The organism is Pseudomonas sp. No.117 (assembly GCF_054558395.1).
Genome location: NZ_BAAJNP010000009.1, coordinates 199726 through 224073 on the forward strand (window position 1 = coordinate 199726; position 24348 = coordinate 224073).

Annotated in this window: 18 protein-coding genes and 1 pseudogene; 6 read left to right on the forward strand and 13 right to left on the reverse strand. The window is 68.5% G+C overall.

Annotated features, from left to right (window positions below; all coding sequences use genetic code 11):
• Positions 1–69: 69 nt before the first annotated feature.
• Together ACYJP6_RS21890 and ACYJP6_RS21895 are read left to right on the forward strand one after the other, a co-directional pair.
• On the forward strand, positions 70–603 hold the full coding sequence (locus tag ACYJP6_RS21890; protein WP_459477803.1) for an N-acetyltransferase family protein: 534 nt from the start codon (positions 70–72) through the stop codon (positions 601–603).
• Positions 603–1763 carry an MFS transporter gene (locus tag ACYJP6_RS21895; protein ID WP_459477805.1) on the forward strand — a complete coding sequence of 387 codons (1161 nt, stop codon included), beginning with the start codon at positions 603–605 and terminating at the stop codon, positions 1761–1763. The genes ACYJP6_RS21890 and ACYJP6_RS21895 overlap by 1 nt, the downstream gene beginning before the upstream one ends.
• On the opposite strand, the gene ACYJP6_RS21900 is transcribed toward ACYJP6_RS21895, so the two are convergent.
• The 8 genes and pseudogenes from ACYJP6_RS21900 to mntR form a co-directional block, all read right to left on the reverse strand.
• Positions 1760–2512, reverse strand: a complete 753-nt coding sequence (locus ACYJP6_RS21900) for a class II aldolase/adducin family protein (RefSeq protein WP_459477807.1) — start codon at positions 2510–2512, stop codon at positions 1760–1762. The genes ACYJP6_RS21895 and ACYJP6_RS21900 overlap by 4 nt on opposite strands.
• The gene (locus ACYJP6_RS21905; RefSeq protein WP_459477809.1) at positions 2509–4059 is read right to left on the reverse strand and encodes an amino acid ABC transporter permease/ATP-binding protein; all 1551 of its coding nucleotides are present in this window, start codon (positions 4057–4059) and stop codon (positions 2509–2511) included. The genes ACYJP6_RS21900 and ACYJP6_RS21905 overlap by 4 nt, the downstream gene beginning before the upstream one ends.
• 55 nt (positions 4060–4114) lie before the next feature.
• Entirely contained in the window at positions 4115–4909 is a 795-nt protein-coding gene (locus ACYJP6_RS21910) for an ABC transporter substrate-binding protein (RefSeq protein WP_459477811.1), read from the reverse strand.
• A gap of 28 nt (positions 4910–4937) precedes the next feature.
• On the reverse strand, positions 4938–5972 hold the full coding sequence (locus ACYJP6_RS21915) for an isopenicillin N synthase family dioxygenase (RefSeq protein ID WP_459477813.1): 1035 nt from the start codon (positions 5970–5972) through the stop codon (positions 4938–4940).
• 10 nt (positions 5973–5982) lie between these two features.
• On the reverse strand, positions 5983–6828 hold the full coding sequence (locus ACYJP6_RS21920) for a sugar phosphate isomerase/epimerase family protein (RefSeq protein WP_459477815.1): 846 nt from the start codon (positions 6826–6828) through the stop codon (positions 5983–5985).
• A 273-nt stretch (positions 6829–7101) separates the two neighbouring features.
• Entirely contained in the window at positions 7102–7644 is a 543-nt protein-coding gene (locus tag ACYJP6_RS21925; RefSeq protein WP_459478068.1) for a methyl-accepting chemotaxis protein, read from the reverse strand.
• A pseudogene (locus ACYJP6_RS21930) lies at positions 7639–8415 on the reverse strand (PAS domain-containing protein); the annotation flags it as partial. The pseudogene ACYJP6_RS21930 and the gene ACYJP6_RS21925, both read right to left, overlap by 6 nt.
• Positions 8416–8512: 97 nt before the next feature.
• The gene (gene mntR, locus ACYJP6_RS21935) at positions 8513–8959 is read right to left on the reverse strand and encodes a manganese-binding transcriptional regulator MntR (RefSeq protein ID WP_459477817.1); all 447 of its coding nucleotides are present in this window, start codon (positions 8957–8959) and stop codon (positions 8513–8515) included.
• 217 nt (positions 8960–9176) lie between these two features.
• Between mntR and ACYJP6_RS21940 the strand changes: the two genes are divergently transcribed.
• Entirely contained in the window at positions 9177–10523 is a 1347-nt protein-coding gene (locus tag ACYJP6_RS21940) for an Nramp family divalent metal transporter (RefSeq protein ID WP_459477819.1), read from the forward strand.
• Between the two features lie 125 nt (positions 10524–10648).
• A complete protein-coding gene (locus tag ACYJP6_RS21945) occupies positions 10649–11662 on the forward strand; it encodes a YrzE family protein (protein ID WP_459477821.1) in 1014 nt (337 codons plus the stop codon).
• 118 nt (positions 11663–11780) lie between these two features.
• Here ACYJP6_RS21945 and ACYJP6_RS21950 read toward each other — a convergent pair whose 3' ends face one another.
• On the reverse strand, positions 11781–12338 hold the full coding sequence (locus ACYJP6_RS21950; protein ID WP_459477823.1) for a TetR/AcrR family transcriptional regulator: 558 nt from the start codon (positions 12336–12338) through the stop codon (positions 11781–11783).
• 95 nt (positions 12339–12433) lie between these two features.
• Between ACYJP6_RS21950 and ACYJP6_RS21955 the strand changes: the two genes are divergently transcribed.
• On the forward strand, positions 12434–13615 hold the full coding sequence (locus tag ACYJP6_RS21955; RefSeq protein WP_459477825.1) for an MFS transporter: 1182 nt from the start codon (positions 12434–12436) through the stop codon (positions 13613–13615).
• A 243-nt stretch (positions 13616–13858) separates the two neighbouring features.
• Here ACYJP6_RS21955 and ACYJP6_RS21960 read toward each other — a convergent pair whose 3' ends face one another.
• Positions 13859–14794, reverse strand: a complete 936-nt coding sequence (locus ACYJP6_RS21960; protein WP_459477827.1) for a DNA/RNA non-specific endonuclease — start codon at positions 14792–14794, stop codon at positions 13859–13861.
• A 154-nt stretch (positions 14795–14948) separates the two neighbouring features.
• Between ACYJP6_RS21960 and ACYJP6_RS21965 the strand changes: the two genes are divergently transcribed.
• The gene (locus tag ACYJP6_RS21965) at positions 14949–16307 is read left to right on the forward strand and encodes an OprD family porin (protein WP_459477829.1); all 1359 of its coding nucleotides are present in this window, start codon (positions 14949–14951) and stop codon (positions 16305–16307) included.
• A 648-nt stretch (positions 16308–16955) separates the two neighbouring features.
• On the opposite strand, the gene ACYJP6_RS21970 is transcribed toward ACYJP6_RS21965, so the two are convergent.
• The 3 genes from ACYJP6_RS21970 to ACYJP6_RS21980 form a co-directional block, all read right to left on the reverse strand.
• Complete coding sequence (locus ACYJP6_RS21970) at positions 16956–22088, reverse strand: DUF4011 domain-containing protein (RefSeq protein ID WP_459477831.1); 5133 nt, start codon at positions 22086–22088, stop codon at positions 16956–16958.
• 152 nt (positions 22089–22240) lie between these two features.
• Positions 22241–23623: a heavy metal sensor histidine kinase gene (locus tag ACYJP6_RS21975; protein ID WP_459477833.1), complete on the reverse strand. Its 1383-nt coding sequence runs from the start codon at positions 23621–23623 to the stop codon at positions 22241–22243.
• Positions 23620–24291, reverse strand: a complete 672-nt coding sequence (locus ACYJP6_RS21980) for a heavy metal response regulator transcription factor (protein ID WP_093254533.1) — start codon at positions 24289–24291, stop codon at positions 23620–23622. Before ACYJP6_RS21980 ends, ACYJP6_RS21975 begins: the two co-directional genes overlap by 4 nt.
• Positions 24292–24348 lie beyond the last annotated feature (57 nt).

Consider the following 24348-nt stretch of genomic DNA (forward strand, 5'->3'; position numbering starts at 1 on the left):
GCATAGCTTTATCTTTGCCTGGCCGTCCCGGCATGATCTCGCCATCGAACCCCAGGCTGGATAGAACCCGTGAACACCGCCCTGCAGCTGCGCGACGCCACCTCCGCCGATCTACCGGCCATCCAGGCCATCTATGCGCAGCATGTCCTGCACGGCTGCGCCAGCTTCGAGCTGGAGCCGCCGGACGTGGCCGAGCTCGAGCGCCGGCTCGCCGCCGTGCGCCAGGCCGGCTTGCCTTATCGGGTGGCGGAGCTGGAGGGCGAGGTGGTCGGCTATGCCTACGCGGTGCTCTACCGGCCGCGACCGGCCTATCGGCATACCGCGGAGGATTCGGTGTACGTACGCGCAGGCCTGGCTGGCCAGGGCATCGGCCGGCGCCTGCTGGAGGAGGTGATCGCGGCGTGCACGGCGGCGGGCTTTCGCCAACTGGTCGCGGTGATCGGCGATAGCGCCAACGCGGCCTCCATCGCCTTGCATGGGCGCCTGGGCTTTCGAACCGTGGGTACCTTCGAGGCGGTGGGGTTCAAGCACGGGCGCTGGGTGGATACCGTGCTCATGCAACGCAGCCTCGGCGAGGCTGACCGCACGCCCGGCAGCCGCTGATGACGCCGATGCCGAGCGACCGCGCCATCTGGCAACTGGGGCTGATGCAGCTGCTGGCCTGGGGCCTGGCCTTCTATCTGCCTGGCGTCTATGGCCCAGCGATGGCGGCGGGGCTCGGTTGGGAGGCGCGCTGGGTCTACGGCGGGTTCTCCCTGGCCATGCTGACCATGGGCCTGGTGTCGCCCTTCAGCGGCGCGCTGATCGAGCGCCTGGGGGGCTGCCGGACCCTGCAGCTCGGCCTGGTGCTGGATGCCCTGGGGTGCCTGGGGCTGGCGGCGGCGCAGTCGGCGCCGCTGTTCTACCTGGCCTGGGTGATCCTGGGCGTGGGGATGCGGTTGTCGCTGTACGACGCTGCCTTCGCCACCCTGGCGCGCCTGGCCGGGGAGCGCTCCCGAGCGGTGATGGTGCGCATCACCCTGCTCGGTGGCCTGGCCTCGGCGGTGTTCTGGCCGCTGGGGCATTGGTTGCTGGAAATGCTGGGCTGGCGGCTGGGCCTGGTGGTCTATGCGGCTATCGCCCTGGCCGGTCTGCTGCTCCTGCTGCCGCTGCCCAATGTGCGGGGGCGCTTGCCCACTGCCGACCTGCCGCCCTTGGCCGCCGGCACCTCGCCACGGTGGGCGGGCGTGCTGTTCGCCACCGGCATGGCGCTGATCGGCTTTCTCTCCGCCGGGCTGTCGGCTCATCTACCGGCCTTGCTGGCCGAGCGCGGCGTGCCGGTGGAGGTGGCGGCGCTCTGGGGCATCGGCCAGGTCTGCGCGCGGCTGGCGGAGCTGGCCTCGAATCAGCGGTTGGCGGCGCGCCAGCTCAATCTGCTGCTCGGCCTGGGGTTGCCCTTGAGTTTCGCCCTGGCGCTGGCGAGCGAAGGCCATCTGGTGCTCACCGCCGCCTTCGTCCTGCTCTATGGCGCCCTCAACGGCCTGGTGGCGGTGCTGCGCGCCAGTCTGCCGCTGGAGCTGTTCGACCGGGCGCTCTATGCCCGGCTGACCGGCAAGCTGCTGGCGCCAAGCTTCCTGCTCTCGGCGGCGGCGCCCTGGTGCTATGCCCTGGCCCGGGAGCACTGGGGCGACCGTGGCCTGCTCGGTCTTTGCCTGCTGGTCAGCCTGGGGGTGACCCTGGCCGCGGTGGGCCTGCTGGGGCAGCGGCGAGGGTCGGTGGGCTAGCGACACCAGTCCTGGCGCTGGTCCTCGATCAGCGACAAGGCCGCCTGCCAGGCCAGGTCGATCAGGCCTTCGGCGCCGTCGGCCTGAAATTGCGCGGCGGTGTGCTGGCAGACGGCTTCGCTGGGATAGTGCAGCGCCACGCCACCGGCCAGGGCCTGGATCTGCGCCTGGCAGGCGCGCTCCAGGAAATAGATCTCGTGGAAGGCCTCCGCCGGGGTGGCGCCGCCCACCAGCAGGCCATGGTTACGCAGGATCATGGCCTTGTGCGGCCCGAGGTCGGCGACCAGGCGGGCGCGTTCGTCCAGCGACAGGGCGATGCCTTCGTAGGTGTGGTAGGCCAGGTGGCCATGGAACTTCAAGGCGTGCTGGGTGAGCGGCAGCAGGCCGTCGCGCTGGGCGGCCACCGCCATGCCGGCGGCGGTGTGGGTGTGGATCACGCAGTGCAGGTCGGGGCGCGCGGCGTGGATCGCCGAGTGGATGACGAAGCCAGCGGCGTTGACCCGTTGCTCACCGAAAGGACCGGGTTGGGGGCGGCCTTTCAAGTCGATCAAGATCAGGTCGCTGGCGGTCATGCGTTCGAAGGGCACCCCGTAACTGTTGATCAGGAACAGCTCGCTCGTCCCCGGCAGGCGCAGGGTGATATGGGTGTCGATCAGGTCGGTCATGCGGTAGTGGGCGATCAGCCGGTAGAGCGCGGCCAGCTCGCAGCGCGCCTGCCATTCGCCGGGATGCAGGTCGACGGTGCTCATGTCGTGATCTCCTCGGCGACGGGGGTAGCCGCGGGAGCGGTCAGGCCCATGAACTGACGGATGCGCGGATCGCAATGACCCTGGCGGATCGCCTGGGGCGCGGCGTCGGTGTGGATCACGCCGTTTTCCATGAAGATCACCCGGTCGGCGATGGACAGGGCGAAGTCCATCTCGTGGGTGACGATCAGCAGGGTCATGCCTTCGTCGGCCAGGGTACGGATCACCTTGAGCACCTCGCCCACCAGCTCGGGATCAAGGGCCGAGGTGGGTTCGTCGAACAGCATGATGTCCGGCGCCATGGCCAGGGCGCGGGCGATGGCGACGCGCTGCTGCTGGCCACCGGAGAGCTGGTGCGGGTACTTGTGGGCATGGGCCAGCAGGCCGACTTTGTCCAGCAGCGCCAGGGCGCGTCGCCGCAACTCGCCGGCCTCGGCCTGGCGATGCTGCCGCGGGGCCAGGCTGACGTTGCCCAGCAGGCTCAGGTGCGGGAAGAGGTTGAAGCTCTGGAACACCATGCCCAGGTGCTGCAGGCCCTCGCGTAGCCGGCGCCGGGGCGTGCGCTCGCCGGCGCGGATGAAGCCCTCGCCGAACAGCAGGATCTCGCCGGCGTCCAGGCTTTCCAGGCCATTGAGGGTGCGGATCAGCGAGGTCTTGCCCGACCCGGAGGGGCCGATCAACGCCAGCACCTCGCCGCGACCGACCTGCAGGTCGATGCCCTTGAGCACCTCCTGGGCGCCGTAGCGCTTGCGCACGCCGCGCAGTTCCAGGGCGGGCGGATCGCCCGGGCGCGGGGTGGGGAAACGCGGGCCGGCGTCACCGGGCAGGCTGGCGCGCAACTCGGCTTCGGCCTGGGCGTCGAGGGTGCCCGGGCGGCGCCGGTTTAGATCCAGGCGGCGCTCCAGCGCCTGCAGCAGCCAGCCGAACAGGGTGACGATGAGCACGTAGTAGACGGCTACTGCGGCCAGGGTCTCCAGCACCAGGAAGTTGGCCGCATAGAGTTGCTGGCCAACCTTGAGGATCTCGGTCAGGGAGATCACCGAGATCAGCGAGGTGAGCTTGACCACGGTGATGTATTCGTTGATCAGGGTGGGCAGGGCGATGCGCAGCGCCTGGGGGATGACGATCAGCCGCTGGATGCTCAGGGTGCCCAGGGCCAGGGCGCGGCCCGCCTCACGCTGCCCCTTGGCCACCGCCAGCAGGCCCCCGCGATGGATCTCGGCCATGTAGGCGGTTTCGGTGAGCACCAGGGCGAACAGCCCGGAAATGAAGGGGTTGGACAGTAGCGGGCCGCTCATCGGCAGCAGTTGCGGCAGGTTGTAGACGAACACCACCAGCACCAGCAGGGGCACGCTGCGAAAGAACCAGATGTAGCCGCCCAGCGGCCAGCGCAGCCAGGCCGGCCCGTGCAGCCGCGCCGAGGCCACCAGGAAGCCCAGCGCCAGGCCGAGCAACCAGGCCAGGCCGCTGAGCTCGACCACGGTGATGCAGGCCTTCCAGAAGGCCGGCAGGGAGAACAGCGAGAAGAAATAGGGCCAATCGAATTGCATGGGGATCACCAGGCGTCGCCGTCCCGGCCGGGGCCGGGGCGGCTCGGCTCCTCGCTCAGTTCGCCGGGGCGTCTTCCAGGTTGTACTTCTTCAGCAGCGCGGCGTATTCGCCGGAGGCCCGCACCTTGGCGAAGGCTTCTTCGAGGGCCTGCTTCAGGGCCTCGTTGTCCTTGCGCAGGTAGATGCCCAGGGTCTCCTTGTACACCAGCTCCGGCGAGGTGATGCGCACCCGGCCACGGGAGCGCTCGACGATCTGGCTGGCCGCGCCGCCGATCTCCATCTGGGCGTCCACGTTGCCGGCCAGCATGGCCTGGGTCGCCTCGGGCGCGGAGGGGAATTCGCTGACGGCGATGGCGCCCTTGCCCTGGGCCACGCAGTAGTCGGTGGAGAGTTTCTGCAGCTTGGCGACCCAGGTGGTGCCCCGTTGCAGGCCGACCTTGAGGCCGCAGAGGTCCTCCGGCACCTTGGGTTCCTTGGCGGCGCCGGCCTTGGTCATGATGGCCGCGCCGGTGCGCGCATAGGGGATGGCCAGGGCCTGGGCGGTGCGCTCCGGGGTGATGTACATGCCGGAGATCACGGTGTCGAAGTGGTTGGATTTGAGCCCCAGGATCAGCCCGGCGAATTCGGTGTTGACGAAATCGGCCTTGAGTCCCAGTTGCTTGGCCAGGTCGCTGGAAAAGTCCGGATCGGAGCCCACCACCTTGTCGCCGTCGAAGGATTCGAAGGGCGGATAGGTGATGTCCATGCCGACCTTCAGCACGCCGGGGGTGACCGTCTTGACCTCGGCCTGGGCCGCGCAGGCCAGGCTGCCCAGCAGGATGACGCTCAGGGATTTGCGCAGGATGTTCATGGGGATGCTCCGGGGGTTGTCGTTATGGTCAGGCGTGGTTCTTCAGATGGCCGAACGTCGCGGTCTTGCGCGCACGCTCCGGCAGCGCCAGCTCGCCGGCGGCGACCTTGGCGCGCAGATAGCTATAGGTCTGCAGCGCCTGGCTCCACATGTGCTCGCCGATGGCCAGGGCCTCGTAGCCCTCGGCGTCCGCGGCGAACTGCGGCAGCGGTTCGATGCGGGTGTGGTAGTCGCAGGCGTAGAACAGCGGGAAGGAATAGCGCTCGGCCTTGACCTTGCGCACCCGGTGGGCGGTGGCGACGAAGGCGCCGGCGGTCATCACCTCCAGCATGTCGCCGATGTTCACCACCAGGGCGCCGTCCAGCGGCGGGGCGTCGATCCACTGGCCGGCTTCGTTCATCACCTCCAGGCCCGGCTGGTCGGCGAGCAGGATGGTGAAGCACTCGTAGTCGGTATGGGCACCGATGCCGGGGGCGTCCTCGGCGCTGGCGTCGAAGGGGTAGTGGATCAGCCGCAGCTTGGATGGCGGCCGGCTGACCAGGGCATCGAAGGTGTCCTCCGGCAGCTCCAGCGCCAGGGCGAAGCCGCGGAACAGCTGGCGGCCGAGGGCGAAGGCCGCCGCGTAGTAGGCCTGCACCCGCTCGCGAAAACCGGGCAGCGCGGGCCAGGCATTGGGGCCGAGCAGCGGGGTGCCGGCCAGCACCACGGGATCGTCCGCCGCCACCTCGAAGCCGATGTCGAAGGCCTCCTTGTGATCGGGCTTGCCGGTGCCGTAGATCTCCTCGCCCTCGGGGACGAAGCCCTTGTGCGAGGCGGAACTGCCGATGTAGTGGTCCATCTTGGCGGCCAGTGGCTGGGCGAAGTAGTCTCGCGCCGCCTGGCGCAGGCCCTCGATCAACACCGGTGGCAGGCCATGGTTGCGGATGTAGAGAAAGCCCACCTCGCGGGCGGCCTGGCCTAGTTCGGCGGCGACGGCCTGGCGCTGCGCCAGGTCGGGGCTGAACAGCCCGGCGATGTCCACCACCGGGATGGTCTGGAAGGCGGCGGCTTGGGTGTCTGGCATGGCGGGCTCCTTAGCGGTCGTGGAGAAAGCGTTGGAACTGGTCGCGCTGGGTGGCGGCCATCCAGCGGTTGAGGTCCCAGAGATCGGCGATGGGCATGCCGGTGAAGGGCAGGCGGAAGGTGTAGCCATCTGGGCCGAATTCGGGGGTGAGGGTGGTCACCGGGTAGCCGCGCTCCTGCTGGGCGCGCCAGACCGCCGCCCAGAACCCCTGGTGGAAGGCCAGTTCGCGGGCGTATTCCGGCGCGGCGGGGTGGGGCACCTGGGGGCCCTGGTCGTAGCCGACCCGGGCCTGGATGTGGTGGACGCGACCGATGAAGTCGTCGAGGTCGTCGGCGGGATCGTCCAGCAGCCGTTCGCAGCCCACCACCCAGTGGCTGATGTCGGTGGTGAACAGCAATTCGGGCAGCTGGCGCGCTACCTCCAGGGTCACCCAGGGCGTGGCCAGGCAGCGCGCGCGGTGGGTCTCGAAGCTGCACAGGTGACCGCCACGGCGGGCGATTTCCTGGGCCTGGCCGAAGAAGTCCAGCTGCTGGTGGGTGGACCAGCGATCATTGCCGGCCAACACGTTGACGAAGCGCGGCTCCAGCTCGGCGGCGGCGTCGAGTTGGCGCTCCAGGTCGCGCAGGTGCTCGGCCGGGGTCAGCGCCTGGTCGGGCAGCACCGTGCCGCCGGTGAAGAGGATGGCGATGTAGTCCAGGCCCTCGCCGGCGAGCAGGGCGCCGAATTCGCGGCGCTCGACGCCGCTCTGCGGCAATCGCGCCTCGATGCCGGCGAAACCCGAGGCGCGGGCTTCGCGACAGGCGCTGGCACGCTGGTCGGCGTAACCCCAGAGGGAGCGGAAGAGGTCGAGTTTCATGCGGGCGACTGCCTCCCAGGTTCGGGCTCGGGGTGATGGCAGTGGCGAGAAGAGAAAGCGGCCGCAGCTCTGCTGGCTAGGTGCCGAGAGCCATCTTGCGACGGGCGGGAGCGCCATTGAATAGGCGGCGGCAAATACTTACTTCAGAAATTTCGCAACTGAAGGCGGGCCGGACGGCGCTGGACGCCACCGGCCTCGTCTGCGCGGCGGCACGCAGCCGCGCGGACCCGGTCGCCGGGGGCTTGCCGATAGCCCCCGGCCCAGAGGCCTAACTCAGCTCAGGCGCCGGGCGAACTGGCCTACCGCGCCGACCACGCGCTGGGCGCCATCCTGGATCTCGGTGATGCGGGTACCGGCGGCGTTGGCCAGTTGCAGGCCCTGTTCCGCCTGGTGCTTGCTCGCCGCCATGTTGGCCACGGCGGTCTGCGCCAGCTGCTGGTTCTGCTGCACCACGCCGACGATTTCCTCGGTGGCCTTGCTGGTGCGACCGGCCAGCTGGCGCACCTCGTCGGCCACCACGGCGAAGCCACGGCCCTGCTCCCCGGCACGGGCGGCTTCGATGGCGGCGTTGAGCGCCAGCAGGTTGGTCTGTTCGGCGATGCCGCTGATGGTCTTGACGATGGTGCTGATCACCAGCGACTGCTCGCCCAGGGCCTCGATGCCGTTGGAGGCCACCTGCAGTTCCTCGGCGATCTTGCGCATGACCGACACCGTGTCCTGCACCACCTCCGCCCCGAGGCGCGCGCTTTCGTCGGTCTGCTGGGAGATGTCGAAGGCCACCTTGGCCGCTTCGGCCACCGCCTGCTCCTGCTCCACCTGCTCGGTGATGACGGTGGCGAACTTGACCACCTTGTACAGCTCGCCACGGGTATTGAGCACCGGATTGTAGGAGGCTTCCAGCCAGACCGTGCGCCCGTGGCTGTCGATACGCTTGAAGCGGCTGGCGATGAATTCGCCGCGGTTCAGCCGGGCCCAGAACGCCTGGTACTCGGCGGAATTGGCTTCCTCGCTGGTGCAGAACAGGCGGTGGTGCTTGCCCTGGATCTGCGCCAGGGTATAGCCCATGCCCTTGAGGAAGCGGTCGTTGGCGGTGAGTACCTCGCCGGCGAGGTTGAATTCGATGACCGCAGTCGAACGCAGCAGGGCGTTGATCAGGCCGGAATGCTCGGTGGAGGTCTCGACCTGCTCGGTGCGGTCGTTGGCATAGCAGATGGTCTTATGAATGCGGCCTTGGTCGTCGCGCAGCGGCTGCCAGGTGGCATAGAGCCAGGCTTCCTGGCCGTTGGCGCGCAGCAGCCGGTACATGCCGCTGGTCTGGGTTCCGTTGTTGAGGGCGTTCTTCAGGTCCCGGTAGCAGGGCAGCTGCTTGACGTATTCGGGAATGAATTCGTCCAGCGGGCGACTGGTGATGGCATCGGCGCGATACCCCATCTCCCGGCAGAAGCGCTCGTTGACCTGGGCGACATGGCCGCGATCGTCCAGGGTGAGGCTCAGCGCCTGGCTTTCGAAGCCGGCGTGCAACTGACGCAATTCGGCGACCTCGGCCCGGAGTTGGGCGAGCTCGGTCTTGAGGTGGCTATTGAACATGGCAGGGCACCGGCGAGAGTGAAAGTATGACTTCTACTTCTTCGACGGCGCCGAGCTTTTCTTAAGGGAAGCGCAGCGACTTTCGACTAAAGCCGACCTAGCCCCGACTGGCGATGAAGCGACGAAACACCTCGAGGGTGGCTTCGCTGACGTGGTGCTCCATGCCTTCGGCGTCGCGGCGCGCGGTATCGGCATCCACGCCCAGGGTCAGCAGGAAGGTTTCCACCACGTGATGGCGCGCGCGGCTGGCTTCGGCCAGGGCCTCGCCTTCGGGGGTGAGGAAGACGCCGCGATAGGGGCGCTGCACGATCAGGCCGGCCGTGGCCAGGCGCTTGAGCATCTTGGCCACGGTCGGTTGGGCCACGCCAATCCGTGCGGCGATGTCCACCTGGCGCGCCTCGCCGCCGTCCCGGATGAGATCGGAGATGAGCTCGACATAGTCTTCGATCAGCTCCTGACGATGCGCCTCGCGGACCTGTTGAAAACCTTCCATGTGAATGGATGGATCGACCAACCGATTCAGCAGTTCGTCGTCCTTAGTCATGTTGCCCACCTGAGTGACCTTCTCCGCAAGACCTATGGCGCTTCGGAGGGAAGCGCCCGGGCGCCATTTTGACCGAGTTGCGGGCGAATACCAAAGTTTCCTTCACCAATGGGCGTTATCGACGGATGAGATAGAGATTTTTTATTGCTGGATGTGTGAATTTTAGCCTAGGCTAAATTCTCCAAAGGGTAGTCCTACCTTGTCGCACGAGCCCGCCATGAAAGAATCCGCCAGCTACGTCGAACCTGCTTGGCAGGAACCCGCGCCGTCCGCCCGGCCCAGCCTGGGGCGCATGAACGCCAGTGTGCCGGTCCCCCAGGGCGGTAGCTGGCTGCGGCGGCTGCTGGCCTTCGTCGGCCCGGGCTACATGGTCTCGGTGGGCTACATGGACCCGGGCAACTGGGCCACCGACCTGGCCGGCGGTTCGCAGTTCGGCTATCTGCTGCTGTCGGTGATCCTGCTGTCCAACCTCATGGCCATCCTGTTGCAGGCCCTGGCGGCGCGCCTCGGCATCGCCACCGGCCTGGACCTGGCCCAGGCCTGTCGGGCGCGCTACTCGCGGCCGGTGAGCTTCATGCTGTGGATCGCCTGCGAAATTGCGATCATCGCCTGCGATCTGGCCGAGGTGATCGGCACCGCCATCGCCCTCAACCTGTTGTTCGGCATCCCGCTGGTGTGGGGCGCCATCCTCACGGCGCTGGACGTCTTTCTCATCCTGCTGTTGATGAACCGTGGCTTCCGCTGGCTGGAGGCCTTCGTCATCGCCTTGCTGACGCTGATCTTCGTCTGCTTCGGCGTGCAGATGGTGCTGGCCCAGCCTTCGCTGGCGGCGGTACTCGACGGTTTCGTGCCCAAGGCCGAGGTGGTCACCAATCCGGCGGCGCTGTACCTGGCCATCGGCATCATCGGCGCGACCGTGATGCCGCATAACCTCTACCTGCATTCGTCCATCGTGCAGACCCGCGCCTATCCACGCACCGAGCAGGGCCGGCGCATGGGTCTGCGCTGGGCGGTGGCCGACAGCACCCTGGCGCTGATGCTGGCGCTGTTCGTCAACGCCGCCATCCTGATCACCGCCGCCGCGGTGTTCCACAGTGCCGGACGCACCGATGTGGCCGAGATCCAGGACGCCTACCACCTGCTGTCGCCCATGCTGGGCGTTGGCATCGCCTCGCTGCTGTTCGCCGTGGCCCTGCTGGCCTCCGGCATCAATTCCACGGTGACCGCGACCCTGGCCGGCCAGATCGTCATGGAGGGCTTTCTCTCGCTGCGTATCCCGGACTGGGCGCGGCGGTTGATCACCCGGGGCATCGCCGTGATCCCGGTGGTGGTGGTGACCGGGCTCTATGGCGAGAGCGGCACGGCCAAGCTGCTGGTGCTGAGCCAGGTGGTGCTGTCCATGCAGCTGCCCTTCGCGGTGATCCCCCTGGTGCGCTTCGTCTCGGATCGCCAGCTGATGGGTAGCTTCGTCATCGGTCGGGTGACCAAGGTCCTCGCCTGGGCCGTAGCCGGGCTGATCCTGATCCTCAACCTGAAGCTGCTGATCGATATGTTGATGGGATAGCGGACGACAGAGGTCTTACGACCACTGGGGGCTCTGGCACAGCGGTCTGGGAACTTGTGGAAACGCGTGGGAATCCATCCGTTACCACAATAAGTTGTTTCCCTGACTACCTTGGAGCCTTTGCCATGTCCTATGACGCCCGTCAGAACCCCGCCTATGTGGCCACCACAGCGACCGCTACCGCGCCGCTGCTGAAGCGCATTTCCTGGAGCTCGATCATCGCCGGCGTGGTGATCGCCCTGACCGTGTCCTTGCTGCTGAGCCTGCTCGGCACCGCCATCGGTTCGGCCTCCATCGATCCGCAACAGGAAGCCAATCCGCTGTCCGGTCTGGGCAAGGGTACCGGCATCTGGGTCGGCGTCAGCGCCGTGATCTCGGTCTTCGTCGGTGCCTGGATCGCCGGTCGCCTGGCGCAGCGCGAAGGCGCCCTGCACGGCATCCTGGTCTGGGCCAGCGTGACCCTGGTCAGCGTCTATCTGGTGTCCAGCGCCGTGAGCGGCGTGGTGCGCACCGGTCTCAACGTGGCGGGCAGTGGCCTGTCGATGATCGGCAGCGGTATTTCCCAGGCCGCGCCGGCCCTGACCAACCAGGTGCAGGACCAGCTGCGCCAGCAGGGCATCCAGCTCGACCTGGGCGACCTGCAGAACGAACTGGAAACCGCGCTGCGCCAGACCGGCAAGACCGAGCTGCAGCCGGAGAACCTCAAGCAGCAGGCCCAGGGCGCCGAACAGGATGCCAAGAACACCGCGCAGAACAGTGCCAACAACCCGCAGCAGACCGATGACCAGCTGAGCGCCCTGCTGGACCGCCTGAAGCAGCGTGGCGACCAGGCCTGGAACGCCGCCGACCGTCAGGCCCTGGTCAACCTGATCAAGGCCCGTACCGGCAAGAGCGACGCCGAGGCCAATGCCATCGTCGACAAGGCCCAGCAGACCTACCAGCAGGCCTATGCCAAGTACCAGGAGCTCAAGGCCCAGGCCGAGCAGAAGGCCCGCGAAGCGGCCGACGTCGCTGCCCGCAAAGTCTCCCAGGCCAGCTGGGTGCTGCTGATCAGCCTGGTGGTAGGCGGTATCGTCGGCGCCATCGGTGGTGCCCTGGGTCGTCGTACCCAGCCGGCCAACAAGGTGGTCGCGGCCTAAGCCGAGGCGGGAGGGGTCCTGCAGGATCCCGCGCCAGCAGCCGATGCCCGAACCCGCAAGGGTTCGGGCATCGGCGTTTGTAGGGTCTGGGTTCTCGTCAGCCGTCAGCCGTCAGCCGTCAGCCGTCAGCACGCAGCGCCCGGGCGAGCAGCACCAGACACAGCGGCAGGTCGGGACGCTCGGCACCGAATAGGGTGCGATAGATCAGGGGCGCCACCAGGCCATCGAGCAGGGCGTCGAGGGGTGGCGTCGCCTCGCCACGCGCGCGGGCGCGCTCGAGCATCAGCTCCAGGCGTTCCCGGGTCGGTTCGGTGCAGCGTACCGCGCAGCCGGGGTCGGTGGCGGCGAGGGCGTCCCTGAGCATGGCCTGGCCGGGCGTCGAGACGAGATCGTCGACATAGTGTTCCAGCCAGCGTTCGAGGTCGCCTCTCAGGCTGCCGGTGTCCTCCGGTGGCTGGTCCGGACGCAGGCGCTGCAGCTCGACGTCGGCCAGCAGGCTGGGCAGGTTGCCCCAGCGGCGGTAGAGGGTGGAGGGGGTGACCCCGGCGCGGGCGGCGATCAGGGGCACCGTCAGGGACTCGCGCGGCTGCTCCTGCAGCAGCGCCAGGACGGCCTCGTGGATGGCTTGCTGGACGCGGGTGCTACGGCCGCCGGGACGGGCTTGCTTGGTGGTCATGGCGACAGGATACCTGGCCCCTAACGCAAACGCATTGCTTTTGCCATGGAAAAGGCTCAGGCTTTAAAGCAATTAATTAGCTTTAAGGTGAGGGTATGACCCCTGCGAACGTTTCTTCCCAGGCACGCCTGACCCTGCTCGGCGCTCTGCTCTTCACCTTCCTCGCCGCCTCCAGCGCGCCGACACCCCTCTACGCCAGCTACCAGCAGGCCTGGGGTTTTTCCACCTTCTGGCTGACCTGGGTATTCGCCATCTATGCCTTCGCCCTGCTGGCGGCCCTGCTGGTAGGTGGGCGCCTGTCCGACCACCTGGGGCGACGCCCGGTGATCCTGGCCGCGCTGCTGCTGGAGGCGGGCTCCATGCTGCTGTTCCACCAGGCGCAGGGCCTGGTCGACCTGGTCGTCGCCCGTGCCGTGCAGGGCCTGGCGACCGGCATCGCTACCAGCGCCCTGGGCGCTGCCTTGCTCGACGTCGATCGCGAGCGCGGCCCCTGGTTGAACAGCCTGGCACCCCTGCTGGGCATGGCCGGCGGCGCCCTGGGTTGCGGGCTGCTGGTGGAATTCGCGCCCGCGCCGCTGCAACTGGTCTATCGACTGTTCCTGGCGCTGTTCCTGCTGCAGGGGCTGTTGCTGCTGCGCCTGCCCGATACCCTGGCGCGGCGGCCGGGGCTGCTCGCCGCCTTGCGTCCGCAACTGGCGGTACCACCTCAGGCCAGGGCCATGCTGTGGCGGGTGCTGCCGCTGGAGTTGGCGGTCTGGGCCGTGGGCGGTTTCTACCTGTCGCTGATGCCGGGGTTGGTCAAGGCGGCCACCGGTAGCGCCTCGATCCTGGTCGGCGGTGGCGTGGTGGCCGGTCTGACCCTCACCGGCGCCGCCTGCCTGCATGGCCTGCGCGGCTGGCCGGCGCCGCGCCTGCTGCGGCTGGGGGCGGGGACGCTGGTGCTGGGGCCGGTGCTGCTCTGGCTGGCGGTGGCGAGCGGTCAACTCGGGCTATTCGCCCTGGGGACCCTGGTGACCGGCGTCGGCTTCGGCAGCGGCTTTCTCGGCGCCACCCGCAGCCTGCTGCCGCTGGCTGAAGCGGACCAGCGCGCTGGCCTGCTGGCGGCCTTCTACGTGCTGAGCTACCTGGCGTTCTGCCTGCCCGCCCTGGCGGTCAGCACCCTGGTGCCGCGGGTGGGCCTGGCGGGCGCGGCGCAACTGTACCTGGCCGGGGTCATCCTGCTGGCGTCGCTGGGGGTACGCAACAGCCTGCCGCGCGCCTGCGCCCAGCCGGGTTAGGCCTTGTCGGCAAAGGGCCCGCGCCCGGTCAGGCTGGGTTAAAGATCCGCGGCACTGCCAGCCCAGCCGAGGCGACCCCAGCGCAATGCTGTTTTACCTCTCGTAAAGCCGTGGGCGCGCCCGGTCCGCTTCCTCACGGATGTCGATTCCCTGGCGCTCACTCGCCGGGCCGGTCGTTGGCTGTTACTCCCGTTGCTGGTTACACCTGGCCCGACCTTCGCTCGGCTACTTTTCCAACAGGCCTCAGACCCGAATATCGGCCGGGCCGAAGAGGGCTCGCTCGACGGGGTGGCCGGTGGCGCGCTCTTCGTTGGAGAAGCCGTCGTAGTCGGCCAGCGCGCCGAAGTCGATACCGGTCAGCTGCTCGATCCGCAGCACACTGCACTGGTAGGTCCGCAGCCGGCCGAAGACGATGGACAACTCGTCCAGCTCGCGGCGCTGGTCGATGAGGTAGGCGCTGGCGGAGGGCTTGCCGTCGTCGCCCAGGTAGGCCACCACCTTCCAAAAGGCCTCGGGGATCCGGGCATCACGATAGCTGCGGTCGTCCGCCCGCAGGACCGGACCGCTGAACACGGTGATGCGCGCCTGCCAGCGCTGGGTGTGGTCGAGGAGGTAGTCCTCCAGCTCCAGCCAGGTCTTCTGGTTAAAGGCGGCCATCTGCGGCGCGCAGTTGGTGAAGTGGAAGGTATCCCGGTTGGCCTGGATGGCGGCGGGGCCCCAGTTGGGGTCCTGGCGCCGCACCAGGTGGCCGCGGTCGAGCAGGTTGTCGGCGTAGAGCTCGTCGCCCAGCTGGGCATCCAGCGGGACCCGGCCATCGTAGGCCCAGGCATCGCGACTGCGCGGCACCTCCACCGCCTGGCCACCGTCGATGTTGACGCCCACCCAGAGCGCCATCTGCCGGCTGCGCGACAGGGTCACGGAAAAATGGGTGTAGTCCAGGCGATCGGCGGAGGCGGGCAGGGGATAAACGTCCGCCGCGAGGGCTGCGCCGGGCCGGGGCCAGGGCACCTGGAAGTCGCCGAGGAAATCGGCGTTATAGCCCTGGCGATCCGCCAGCTCGCCGGCCGGGGTGATCCTCGGGCCGCCGCGCAATCCGCTGGCCGCGTCAGGCACCAGCGGACGCAGATCGGCGAGGCGAGGACGATAGGCGAGGTCGACGCTGAAGGGCTGAATGGGCATGGGCGGGCTCGGCGCTGCGAAAGGAGTTCCAGCGCAGCATAGTCAGATTGCTGAACGATGACAGTCGTCATCCAAGTGGTAGGCGAAGCCAACAGCTGGCAAACTCGTTCGCGACCTAACGATTTCCACCCGTGATCCTGCGAGAGAGATGCCCATGAAGCTGTCGCTGTTATCCCCTTCCGTCCGCCAGCGTGCCTGGCTACTGGGCGTGCCCGGTCTGCTCCTCACCGGCGCCGCCCTGGCCAGTCAGCAGTCCGATGCCAAGGGCTTCATCGAAGACAGCGAGCTGACCCTGCTGCTGCGCAACTACTATTACCTGCGCCAGAACGAAGGCGACGGCCATGGCGCCGCGCCGCGCAACAGCCGCGATCCGCGCAGCTGGACCCAGGCCTTCCTGCTCAACTACACCTCGGGCTTCACCCAGGGCACCGTGGGGGTCGGGGTGGACGCCTATGGTTACCTGGGCCTCAAGCTCGACGGCGGAGATGGCCACGCCAACACCCCCAACCTGCCGGTGGACGGTGACGGCAGCCAGCGCGACGAATTCAGCAAGGGCGGGGCGGCGGTCAAGCTGCGTGTCTCCAACACCGTGCTCAAGTACGGCGACCAGCAACCCACGGCGCCGGTGCTGGCGGCGGGCGGCAACTGGCTGTTTCCCCAGACCGCGCGCGGCTGGAGCCTGGTGAGCCAGGAAGTCAACCACCTGATGCTGGAAGCCGGCCACTTCACCGCCGCCACCGCCCCGCGCACCACGAGTTCGGATGGCGGCATCTTCGCCGGCTACGCGCCCGGGGTCGAAGCCGCGTCGGCCAGCTATGCCGGTGGCGTCTACAAGTTCAGCGACCACCTCAGCGCCTCGCTCTATGCCGGCCACTTCGAGGACGTCTGGGACCAGTACTACGGCAACCTCAACTACGTGCTGCCGCTGGCCGCCGAGCAGAGCCTGACCTTCGACGCCAACCTCTATCGCACCCTGGACGCCGGTAGCGCCAAGGCCGGCAGCATCGACAACACCGCCGGCTCGCTGGCTGCCGCCTACCAGGTCGGTGCCCATACCTTCACCCTGATCCACCAGCGCATCCACGGCGACCAGCCCTTCGACTACGCGGTCTTCGGCGCACCGGTACCGGGCTCCTTCGGCGATTCCATCCTGCTCGGCAACTCGATGCAATTCTCCGACTTCAACGGTCCGGGCGAGCGTAGCTGGCAGGCGCGTTATGACCTCAACCTGGAAAGCTACGGCGTGCCGGGCATGAGTCTGATGGTGCGCCATACCCGCGGCAGCGGCATCGACGGCACCCAGGTGGCCGCAGACTCGGCCTACGCCGGTCTCTATGGCGACGGTGACAAGGAACACGAGACCGATCTGGAAGCCAAGTACGTCCTGCAGGACGGCCCGGCCAAGAACCTCAGCTTCCGCCTGCGCCAGGCCTGGCATTCCGGCAGCCAGAGCACCGGCGGCACCGTGGCCGAGACCCGGCTGATCACCGAGTATCCGTTGAACATCCTTTGATTGGCGGCGCTTTGTAGGTTGGGTTGAGCGCAGCGAAGCCAAGCCCAACGTTGCCAAGGTCATGCCCGGATCGTTGGGCTTCGGCGATGGAGCTACCTCAGCGCCAACCTACGCGGCATTCCCGTAGGCGCTGAGCGTAGCGAAGCCCAACAGTCCGCTGGTCATCCACACGTTCGGAGATACCCTCACCCCAGCCCTCTCCCAGGGGGAGAGGGGGTGGTTCGGTGTGAGCGGGCGACTCGTAGGTTGGCGCTGAGCGCAGCGAAGCCCAACGGTCCGTTGGTCACCGCATGTTCGGATATACCCTCACCCCAGCCCTCTCCCAAGGGGAGAGGGGATGGTTCGGTGTCAGCGGGCGACTCGTAGGTTGGCGCTGAGCGCAGCGAAGCCCAACAGCCCGTTGGCCATCACAATATCCAGGAATACCCTCACCCCAGCCCTCTCCCGAGGGGAGAGGGGGCAGTTCGGTGTGAGCGGGCGACTCGTAGGTTGGCGTTGAGCGCAGCGAAGCCCAACGGTCCGGTAGCCATCGGCGTGCTCGGAGATACCCTCACCCTAGCCCTCTCCCAGGGGGAGAGGGGGTGGTTCGGTGTGAGCGGGCAACTCGTAGGTTGGGCTGAGCACAGCGAAGCCCAACAGCAGGCCGCCTCAGGCCTCCGCCCGCGACGCCTCCAACAGTTTCTCGATCTCCCCATGCAGCCGCTCGGTAGCCCCCGCGCGGTCGATCCACCATTCGGTGGACCAGACACGCAGCAGCGTCCAGCCCAGACCCTGGAGGATGGCGCTGCGGGTCTTGTCGCGGTCGCGGGCGGTGGCGGCGCTGTGGTAGGTGGCGCCGTCGCATTCGATGCCCACCAGGTAGTCGCCCGGCCGGTCGGGATGGACGATACCCAGGTCGATGCGAAAGCGCGACACACCGATCTGCGGCACCACCTGCCAGCCCTTGGCCTGCAGCGCCTGGGCCACGGCTTCCTCGAAGGGCGAATCGTGGCCGCCCAGGGAGCCCTTGACCGCCGCCGCCAGGGCCTGGGGCCCGCGCTGGGCGAATTCCAGGAACAGCTTGAGATCGCGCACCGCGCGGGCATTGGTGCGATTGAGGTCGATCAGCCCCGGATCGAAGGAGGAGAACACCAGCATCTCCCGCCGCGCGCGAGTCACGGCGACGTTGAGCCGGCGCCAGCCGCCGTCCTTGTTCAGCGGGCCGAAGTTCATCGACATGGTATTGGCGCCCGGTTCGGTGGGACCGAAGCCGATGCCGAGCATGATCAGGTCGCGCTCGTCGCCCTGCACCGTTTCCAGGTTCTTCACCACCACTGGCTCGGGCAGGTCCTCGGCGAAGTGCGCCTCGATCTCCGGGTGCTGCTGGCGCGCCCGGTCGAGCAGGTCGGTGACCAGCCGCTGCTGTTCGCTGTTGAGGGTGATGATGCCCAGGCTGAGCCCGGCGAAGGCCGGATCGAGCAGGCGCTTGACCGCCTCGGCGACCATGGCCTGGGCTTCGAGGGCATTGTGACGCCCCTTGCCCTTGGCGTAGACGCCGTCCACCCGCCGCCATTCCACCGCGCTCGGACGGATCTCCGGGGCGGGGAAGGTGATGAGCTTGCCGTCGTAGTAGTGATGGTTGGAGAAGGCGATCAGGCTCTCGTGGCGACTGCGGTAGTGCCAGTTGAGGCTGTGGCTGTAGATGCCGGCGCCCAGGCATTCGTCGAGGATGCTTTCCAGGTCTTCGGCAGTGTCGTCCTCGCCGGCGGCGCGGTCGAAGAAGCGCGTCGGCGGCATCTGCCGGGGGTCGCCGGCGATTACCACCTGCACGCCGCGGGCGATGGCGCCCACTGCATCCCAGGGGGCGATCTGGGAGGCTTCGTCGAAGATCACCAGGTCGAACAGACCGCCATCCGGCGGCAGGTACTGGGCGATGGACAGCGGACTCATCAGCATGCAGGGCGCCAACCGCGCCAGGGCATCGCCCATTTCCAGCGCCAGTTGGCGCAGCGGCTTGTGCCGGCGCTGCTTCTGCAATTCATGCTTGAGCACGGCGAAGCCGCCACCCTGGCGCGCGGCGTCGTTCTTTGGCGGCAACTCGCCGCAGAGACGGGCGCGGATATGGCGCACGGCGAGCTGCTGCAGGCGGTCATCGAGCCGGCGATAGGCCTGGATGTCGCTCTCGTGCTCGGCGGGGACGAAGTCGCGCAGCAGCGGCTCGGCGTCCAGGGCGGTGGCGGCGAACCAGCGCGCATAGGCGGTTTCGAAGACCGCCGCGAGATCCTCGGCGGAGCCGAGGGTGACCCGGGCGAGCAGCGGTGCGAGACCTAGGGCCTGCGCCTCTTCGCGGACGCGCTGCCAGTCGCACCAGGCCTTGAGCCGACCGGGCTGGCGCAAGAGGGCCGCGGCGGTGCGGACCAGGTCGGCGGCCGGGGTATCCGCCGCCAATCCCGCCTGCTCGGCGAAGGCCTGGCGCGCCGCCTCGGCCGCGGTGAGCGCCTGGGCGAAGGCACGGCTGGCCGGTGCCAGAGTAGTGTCCTCTGGCTGGTCCTCGGGATGCTGCAAGCGACGCGCCGCGGCCTGGCGCAGGGCCAGCAACTGCTCCGGGGTGTCCGCCAGGGTCGGCAGGGCTGCGTTGAGTTTTTCCGCCAGGGCACGGCGGGCGAGCAGGGCGTCGAGCTCGCTGCCCACGCCCTGCCAGCCGGCGATGCCGGAGAGCGTCGGCGCCAGGTCGTCCAGCTCGGTGACCAGGGTGCGCTGGCGGCGCAGCCGCGGCAGGTCGGCGGCCACGTCGGGCTGGCCCTGGGTTTCACCCTGGCGGGCGAGGTCCTGGGTGACCTGGCGCTGGGCGCGGGTGGCGAAGATCCAGAAGCGTTGGCCGGCGGCGTCCCAGGCGCCTTCCAGCTGGGTGAGGGCGATGCGGCGACAGGCTTCGGCGGCGTAGGGCACCGACAGCTCGCGCTCCAGCGTCTGATAATCCCGCAGCAGCTCGAGGGCGCGGCCGAACTGGCGCTGGCGCTCCCCGGCACCGGGGCCGAAGGCGAAACCCAGGTCCTGGCCAGCGGCGCTCTGTAGCAGTTCGGCGAAATCCAGCAGGCGCTTGGGCGCTACCTGGTCGGCCAGCGGCAGGCCGAGTACGTCGCGCAGGCTTTGTCGCGCCTGCTGCAAGGCTTGCTGGGTCTCGCGTAGCCGTTCGGCGGTGCCGACCAGCCCATCCTGCCAGGCGTTGGACCAGGAGTGCGCCGGCAAGAGGGCGAAATCTGCCGCCAGGCTGCGGCCGGTCTCGGCGTGCAGCGCCAGGCGGCGCACGGCAGTGCGCAGTTCGGCCAGGGCCTCGGCGTCGTGGGTGTCGGCCTGAGGCCAGCTGAGACGCGGGGTATCGGGGGCGGCATCGCGCAGCACCCGGCCGATGCTCTGTTGCAGGGTCAGGCCATTGGGCCAGCGGCGATGCAGGCGCTCGACCACGGCATTGAGGCGATCGCGCAGGCGCTCCACCTCGGCGGCCTCGGCCAGCCATTCTTCTTCGTCGAGACCGTCGCGGGTGTCCCAGGCGCGCTCCAGCTGCTTGAGCACCTCGGCCTTGGACGCCTTGCTGGAATGCAGTTCCAGGCAGAATTCGCCCAGGCCTTGGGCTTCCAGGCGGCGATAGACCACGTCCAGGGCCGCGCGCTTCTCGGCGACGAACAGCACCCGGCGGCCGAGCGCCAGGTTGTGGGCGATCATGTTGGCGATAGTTTGGGATTTGCCGGTGCCGGGCGGACCGTCGAGCACGAAGTCCTGGCCGCCGGCCGAGGCCAGCACCGCGGCCAACTGCGAGGAATCCGCCGGCAGCGGGGTGAAGAGTTCGGCCGGGGTGACCTGGCGATCCAGCTCGCGTTCGCGGGGAAAGCTGCCGCCACTGAGATAGGCGCCGGATTCCGTGGTGCGCTCCAGCAGGTGACGCACCAGCGGGCTTTCCATCAGCTGGTCGCTGCGTTCGGTGAGGTCCTTCCACATCAGGTACTTGGCGAAGGAGAACTGGCCGAGCAGCAATTCGTTGCTGACCTCGAAGCCGGGCAGGTCGCGCACCGCGCGGCGGACCTTGGTCCAGATGCCATCCACGTCGATGCCGTTGCCATCGCCGGGCAGCGGGCCGTCGAGCCCGGGAATGTCCAGGTCGAAGTCGTGGCGCAGGAGCTCCAGCAGGGTCAGGTTGAAGCGTGGCTCGTCCTCGAACAGGTGCAGGGTGATGCCGCTGGCGGCGCTCTGGCGTTCCAGGCGCACCGGCAGCAGGATCAGCGGCGCCCGGTAGTGTTTGGGATCGTCGGCCGCCTTCTTCCAGCGCAGGAAGCCCAGCGCCAGGTAGAGGGTGTTGGCGCCGCCCTCGTCGAGATCACTGCGCGCGCGGCGATAGAGCTCCACCAGGGCCGCGTCCAGTTTGGTCGCATCCAGGGGCGCGACCACCTCGCCACGGCCCAGGGCGCCGCGGGCGTATTCATCCTGCAGATTCTCGTGTTCGCGGGCTTCGTGCAGCACGGCGTCGCGCCCGCTCACCGCCAGGTCCGGCAGCGGCACCAGGCGCAGCGCCCGGCCCTCGGCCAGGCGATCTTCCAGGGAGGCCGGCTCGGGACAGAGCAGGGGCACGCTGCGGGCATTGTCCGGCACGTGCAGCAGGCGATTGCGGGTGGTGAGGTCGAGCAGCTTGCGCTGCCAGAGCGCCAGGCGGCCGACCGGGGTAGTGGGCGCCGCCTCGACGTCCACGTCGAAGGCCGGCAGCGGCGGGGCTTCTTCCAGGGCTTCGCCCGGTAGCAGCAGGCCGTCCGCCGTGGTAGCGAGTTGGCCGGGCACCGCCAGCGGGCGGATGCGTTGCAGGCGGGCGCGGCGGACGTCCAGGGCCAGCACGAAGGTCTCGTCGTCCAACTGGCGCTCGGCCAATTGTACCGCCTGGCTGAAGGAGGGTGGCGGCGAGGCGGTGGCCTGGGTGGTCTCGAACACCAGCAGGTCCTTGAGCGCCACCCGCTTGCGCACCGGTTCGGCCTCGTCGGTGAGCAGCTGGGCGAATTCCTGGGGCTGCAACCAGACCCCGGCGAAGGCATGGCCACGGGTGATGACCAGCAGCGGATTGAGCCCGGCCTGTTCCAGCGCCGCGCAGGCGAGCAGGGCGAGATCCAGGCAGGTGGCCAGGCCCCCGTCGAGAATGGCACCGGGGGTGCGGATCTTCTGGCCCTGGCGCTCGAAGCTGGCCGGCGGCACCGCATAGGTCAGCTGCAGGCCGCACAGCGCCGACCAGAGCGCCGAACTCAGCTCCCAGACGCGGCGCCGCGAGCCGCCTTCATAGCCATCCAGCGCGGTGGGCTTGCCGGCGCGGCGCAGCACCTCGGCCGCCGCGCCCAGCAGCCGATCCACCGCCGGGTCGTTGGGCATGACGAAGGCCGCCGCCAGTTCCGGCATGCTGTCCACGCCGCCCCACTGGTTGCGCGCCAGCAACTCGACTGGATAGCGCCGCGTCCGCAGGATCTCGTCGCCCTGGCGCACGGTGAAGGTCAGCTGGGCGACCAGGCTTTCCTGCAGGCTGCCGAGCAGGGCGGCGTCGAATTCGAGGTCGCGATCATCGAGATAGAGGGTGCCCTGGGGATCAAGGCGCTCCAGGTGCCAGGTACGCGGCACCACGAAGGCCGGCTCGGCGGTCACCGTCAGGCTGACGTCGACCAGGGGTTCCTGGCCGCTGTGGGTGAGGCGCAATTCGCGCAGCACGGGCACCGCGTTCTGGTGCGCCGCGAAACCGATCTTGCCGGCCAGCACCAGTTCGACATCCACGCTCATCGCCTACCACCCTTGCTTATTGCCTAAGGTAGATGAATGTACAGTAGTAGGCGTGGTGATGCAGCCCATAGCCGGCCTGGGCAAGCGGAAAAAGTCCTTTGGTGACGGGCGGTTGCGTGGTTTGAGGGATAGGTCGCTATCTGGGACTCGGCTCAGGCCGCCGCGGTCGGGAAGACCAGGCTGAAATGAATGCCCCGCGCGTCCTGCTCGACCTCGGCGCGGCCGCCGTGCAGGCGCATGATGGCCGCGACGATGGCCAAGCCCAGGCCGTTGGAATCATGGGGCTGGTGGCGCGAGGGATCGGCGCGGTAGAAGCGGTCGAACAGCCGCTGCAGGTGCTCCGGTGCCAGGCTGGGACCGGCGTTGCTGACACGAATACGACCGCCGTCCGCCTGCAGGCGGATTTCGCCGTCCGGCTCGGCATAGCGGATGGCATTGGCCACCAGGTTGCTCAGGGCGCGGCGCAGGAGCAGCGGATCGGCGACCACCTGGCCGCTGCCGGCGACGACGATCCTCAGGCCGCGCTCGTCGGCCGGGCCTTCGAAGTAGTCGGCGATGCGGGCCAGTTCCTCGGCCAGCTCCAATGGCTGGGGCGCGAGGACCGCCTGGGCATCGTCGGCGCGGGCGAGGAACAGGATGCTCTCCACCAGCCGCGAGATGCGCTCCAGTTCTTCCAGGTTGGATTCCAGCAGCGTCTGGTATTCCTCGGTACCACGCACCTGGCGCAGGGCCACCTCGGTGTGGCCCATGAGGGCATTGATCGGGGTGCGGATCTCGTGGGCGAGGTCGGCGGAGAACTGCACCAGCCGGCCATAGCCATCGGCCAGTCGCGCCAGCATGGCGTTGTAGTTCTCCACCAGGGGCTGCAGCTCGCGCGGGGCATCGGCCAACTCCAGGGGCGCTGCCAGCCGGGTCGGGGTGATGCCGCCGGCGTGCCGGGCGATGCGCCGTAGCGGTGCCAGCCCGCGCCGCAGCAGCAGATAGCCGAGCCCGGCGGTAGCCAGGAAGGCCAGGGTCACGGCGCCGATCAGGCCCAGGCGGAAATCGGCCAGGGTGGTGTCTTCGTTGCGCAGCACATGGGCGGCGGTGAGTTCCACCGGGCCTTCGGGGGTGTTCACCGCGACCCGGGCGGCGCGCCAGCGGGTACCGTCGGCCAGGGTGCCCTCGCGCAGATCGGCTGGCGTCGGCCGTCGGGTCTGGGGCACCACGACGAGATTGGGGAGGACGATGTTCAGCGGATTGGAGGCGATCACCGGCTTGGCGCCCGGCGTACCGATGAGAAAGACGTCCTGCTCGTTGCCCAGCATATTGGCGAACAGCTGCGGACTGTGGCCCAGGGTCTCCAGCGACAGATCGGTACTGAGCAGGCTGCGAAAATGCGCCAGGCGACCGAGCAGGGCGTAGTCGGCCCGCTCCAGCACCGTACGTTCCAGGCTGTGGTAGAGAAAGGCGCCCGCGCCGCCCACGGCGAGCAGGGCCACCAGGGCGAAGCCCAGGGTGGCGCGCAGGATCAGCGAGGGCGACCGCGCGCTCAAGGGCGGACCTCGCAGACGTAACCGATGCCGCGCACCGTGTGGATCAGCTTGACCGGGTAGGGGTTGTCGACCTTGGCGCGCAGCCGCTTGATGGCCACGTCCACCACGTTGGTGTCGCTGTCGAAGTTCATGTCCCAGACCTCGGCGGCGATCAGGGTGCGCGACAGCACCTCGCCCTCGCGGCGCAGCAGCAGGTGCAGCAGGGCGAATTCCTTGTTGGTCAGGACGATGAGGTCGTCGCCGCGGGTCACCCGCCGCCGCAGGAGGTCCAGCTGCAGATCGGCCAGGTGGAAGTGCTCGGGTTCGCGGACCACGCCGCGGCGCAGCAGGGTGCGGATGCGCAGCAGCAGTTCGACGAAGGAGAAGGGCTTGACCAGGTAGTCGTCGGCGCCCAGCTCCAGGCCGCGGATGCGGTCCTGCAGGCCGTCGCGGGCGGTGAGGAAGAGCACCGGCACGTCGAGTTTCTTGCGCAGGACTTCCATGATCTGCCAGCCGTCGATGCCGGGCAGCATCACGTCGAGGATGACCAGGTCGTAGCGGCCGTCGAGGGCCAGGTGCAGGCCGTCGGCGCCGTGCTGGGTCCAGTCGACCGCGTAGCCGGATTCGCCGAGGCCCTTCTTCAGGTACTCGCCGGTCTTCTGGTCGTCTTCGATGAGGAGGATGTGCATGGCGTCATGGTAGGGCTTTGGTGGTCGGATGGGGGTGACATTTTTGTCATTCGCCGG

What these genes read in the sequence shown, in the direction of transcription:
- ACYJP6_RS21895 (WP_459477805.1), top strand. Translation starts at nt 603, where the DNA reads ATGACGCCGATGCCGAGCGACCGCGCCATCTGGCAACTGGGGCTGATG.
- ACYJP6_RS21900 (WP_459477807.1), bottom strand. Translation starts at nt 2,512, where the DNA reads ATGAGCACCGTCGACCTGCATCCCGGCGAATGGCAGGCGCGCTGCGAG.
- ACYJP6_RS21905 (WP_459477809.1), bottom strand. Translation starts at nt 4,059, where the DNA reads ATGCAATTCGATTGGCCCTATTTCTTCTCGCTGTTCTCCCTGCCGGCC.
- ACYJP6_RS21910 (WP_459477811.1), bottom strand. Translation starts at nt 4,909, where the DNA reads ATGAACATCCTGCGCAAATCCCTGAGCGTCATCCTGCTGGGCAGCCTG.
- ACYJP6_RS21915 (WP_459477813.1), bottom strand. Translation starts at nt 5,972, where the DNA reads ATGCCAGACACCCAAGCCGCCGCCTTCCAGACCATCCCGGTGGTGGAC.
- ACYJP6_RS21920 (WP_459477815.1), bottom strand. Translation starts at nt 6,828, where the DNA reads ATGAAACTCGACCTCTTCCGCTCCCTCTGGGGTTACGCCGACCAGCGT.
- mntR (WP_459477817.1), bottom strand. Translation starts at nt 8,959, where the DNA reads ATGACTAAGGACGACGAACTGCTGAATCGGTTGGTCGATCCATCCATT.
- ACYJP6_RS21940 (WP_459477819.1), top strand. Translation starts at nt 9,177, where the DNA reads ATGAAAGAATCCGCCAGCTACGTCGAACCTGCTTGGCAGGAACCCGCG.
- ACYJP6_RS21945 (WP_459477821.1), top strand. Translation starts at nt 10,649, where the DNA reads ATGTCCTATGACGCCCGTCAGAACCCCGCCTATGTGGCCACCACAGCG.
- ACYJP6_RS21950 (WP_459477823.1), bottom strand. Translation starts at nt 12,338, where the DNA reads ATGACCACCAAGCAAGCCCGTCCCGGCGGCCGTAGCACCCGCGTCCAG.
- ACYJP6_RS21955 (WP_459477825.1), top strand. Translation starts at nt 12,434, where the DNA reads ATGACCCCTGCGAACGTTTCTTCCCAGGCACGCCTGACCCTGCTCGGC.
- ACYJP6_RS21960 (WP_459477827.1), bottom strand. Translation starts at nt 14,794, where the DNA reads ATGCCCATTCAGCCCTTCAGCGTCGACCTCGCCTATCGTCCTCGCCTC.
- ACYJP6_RS21965 (WP_459477829.1), top strand. Translation starts at nt 14,949, where the DNA reads ATGAAGCTGTCGCTGTTATCCCCTTCCGTCCGCCAGCGTGCCTGGCTA.
- ACYJP6_RS21970 (WP_459477831.1), bottom strand. Translation starts at nt 22,088, where the DNA reads ATGAGCGTGGATGTCGAACTGGTGCTGGCCGGCAAGATCGGTTTCGCG.
- ACYJP6_RS21980 (WP_093254533.1), bottom strand. Translation starts at nt 24,291, where the DNA reads ATGCACATCCTCCTCATCGAAGACGACCAGAAGACCGGCGAGTACCTG.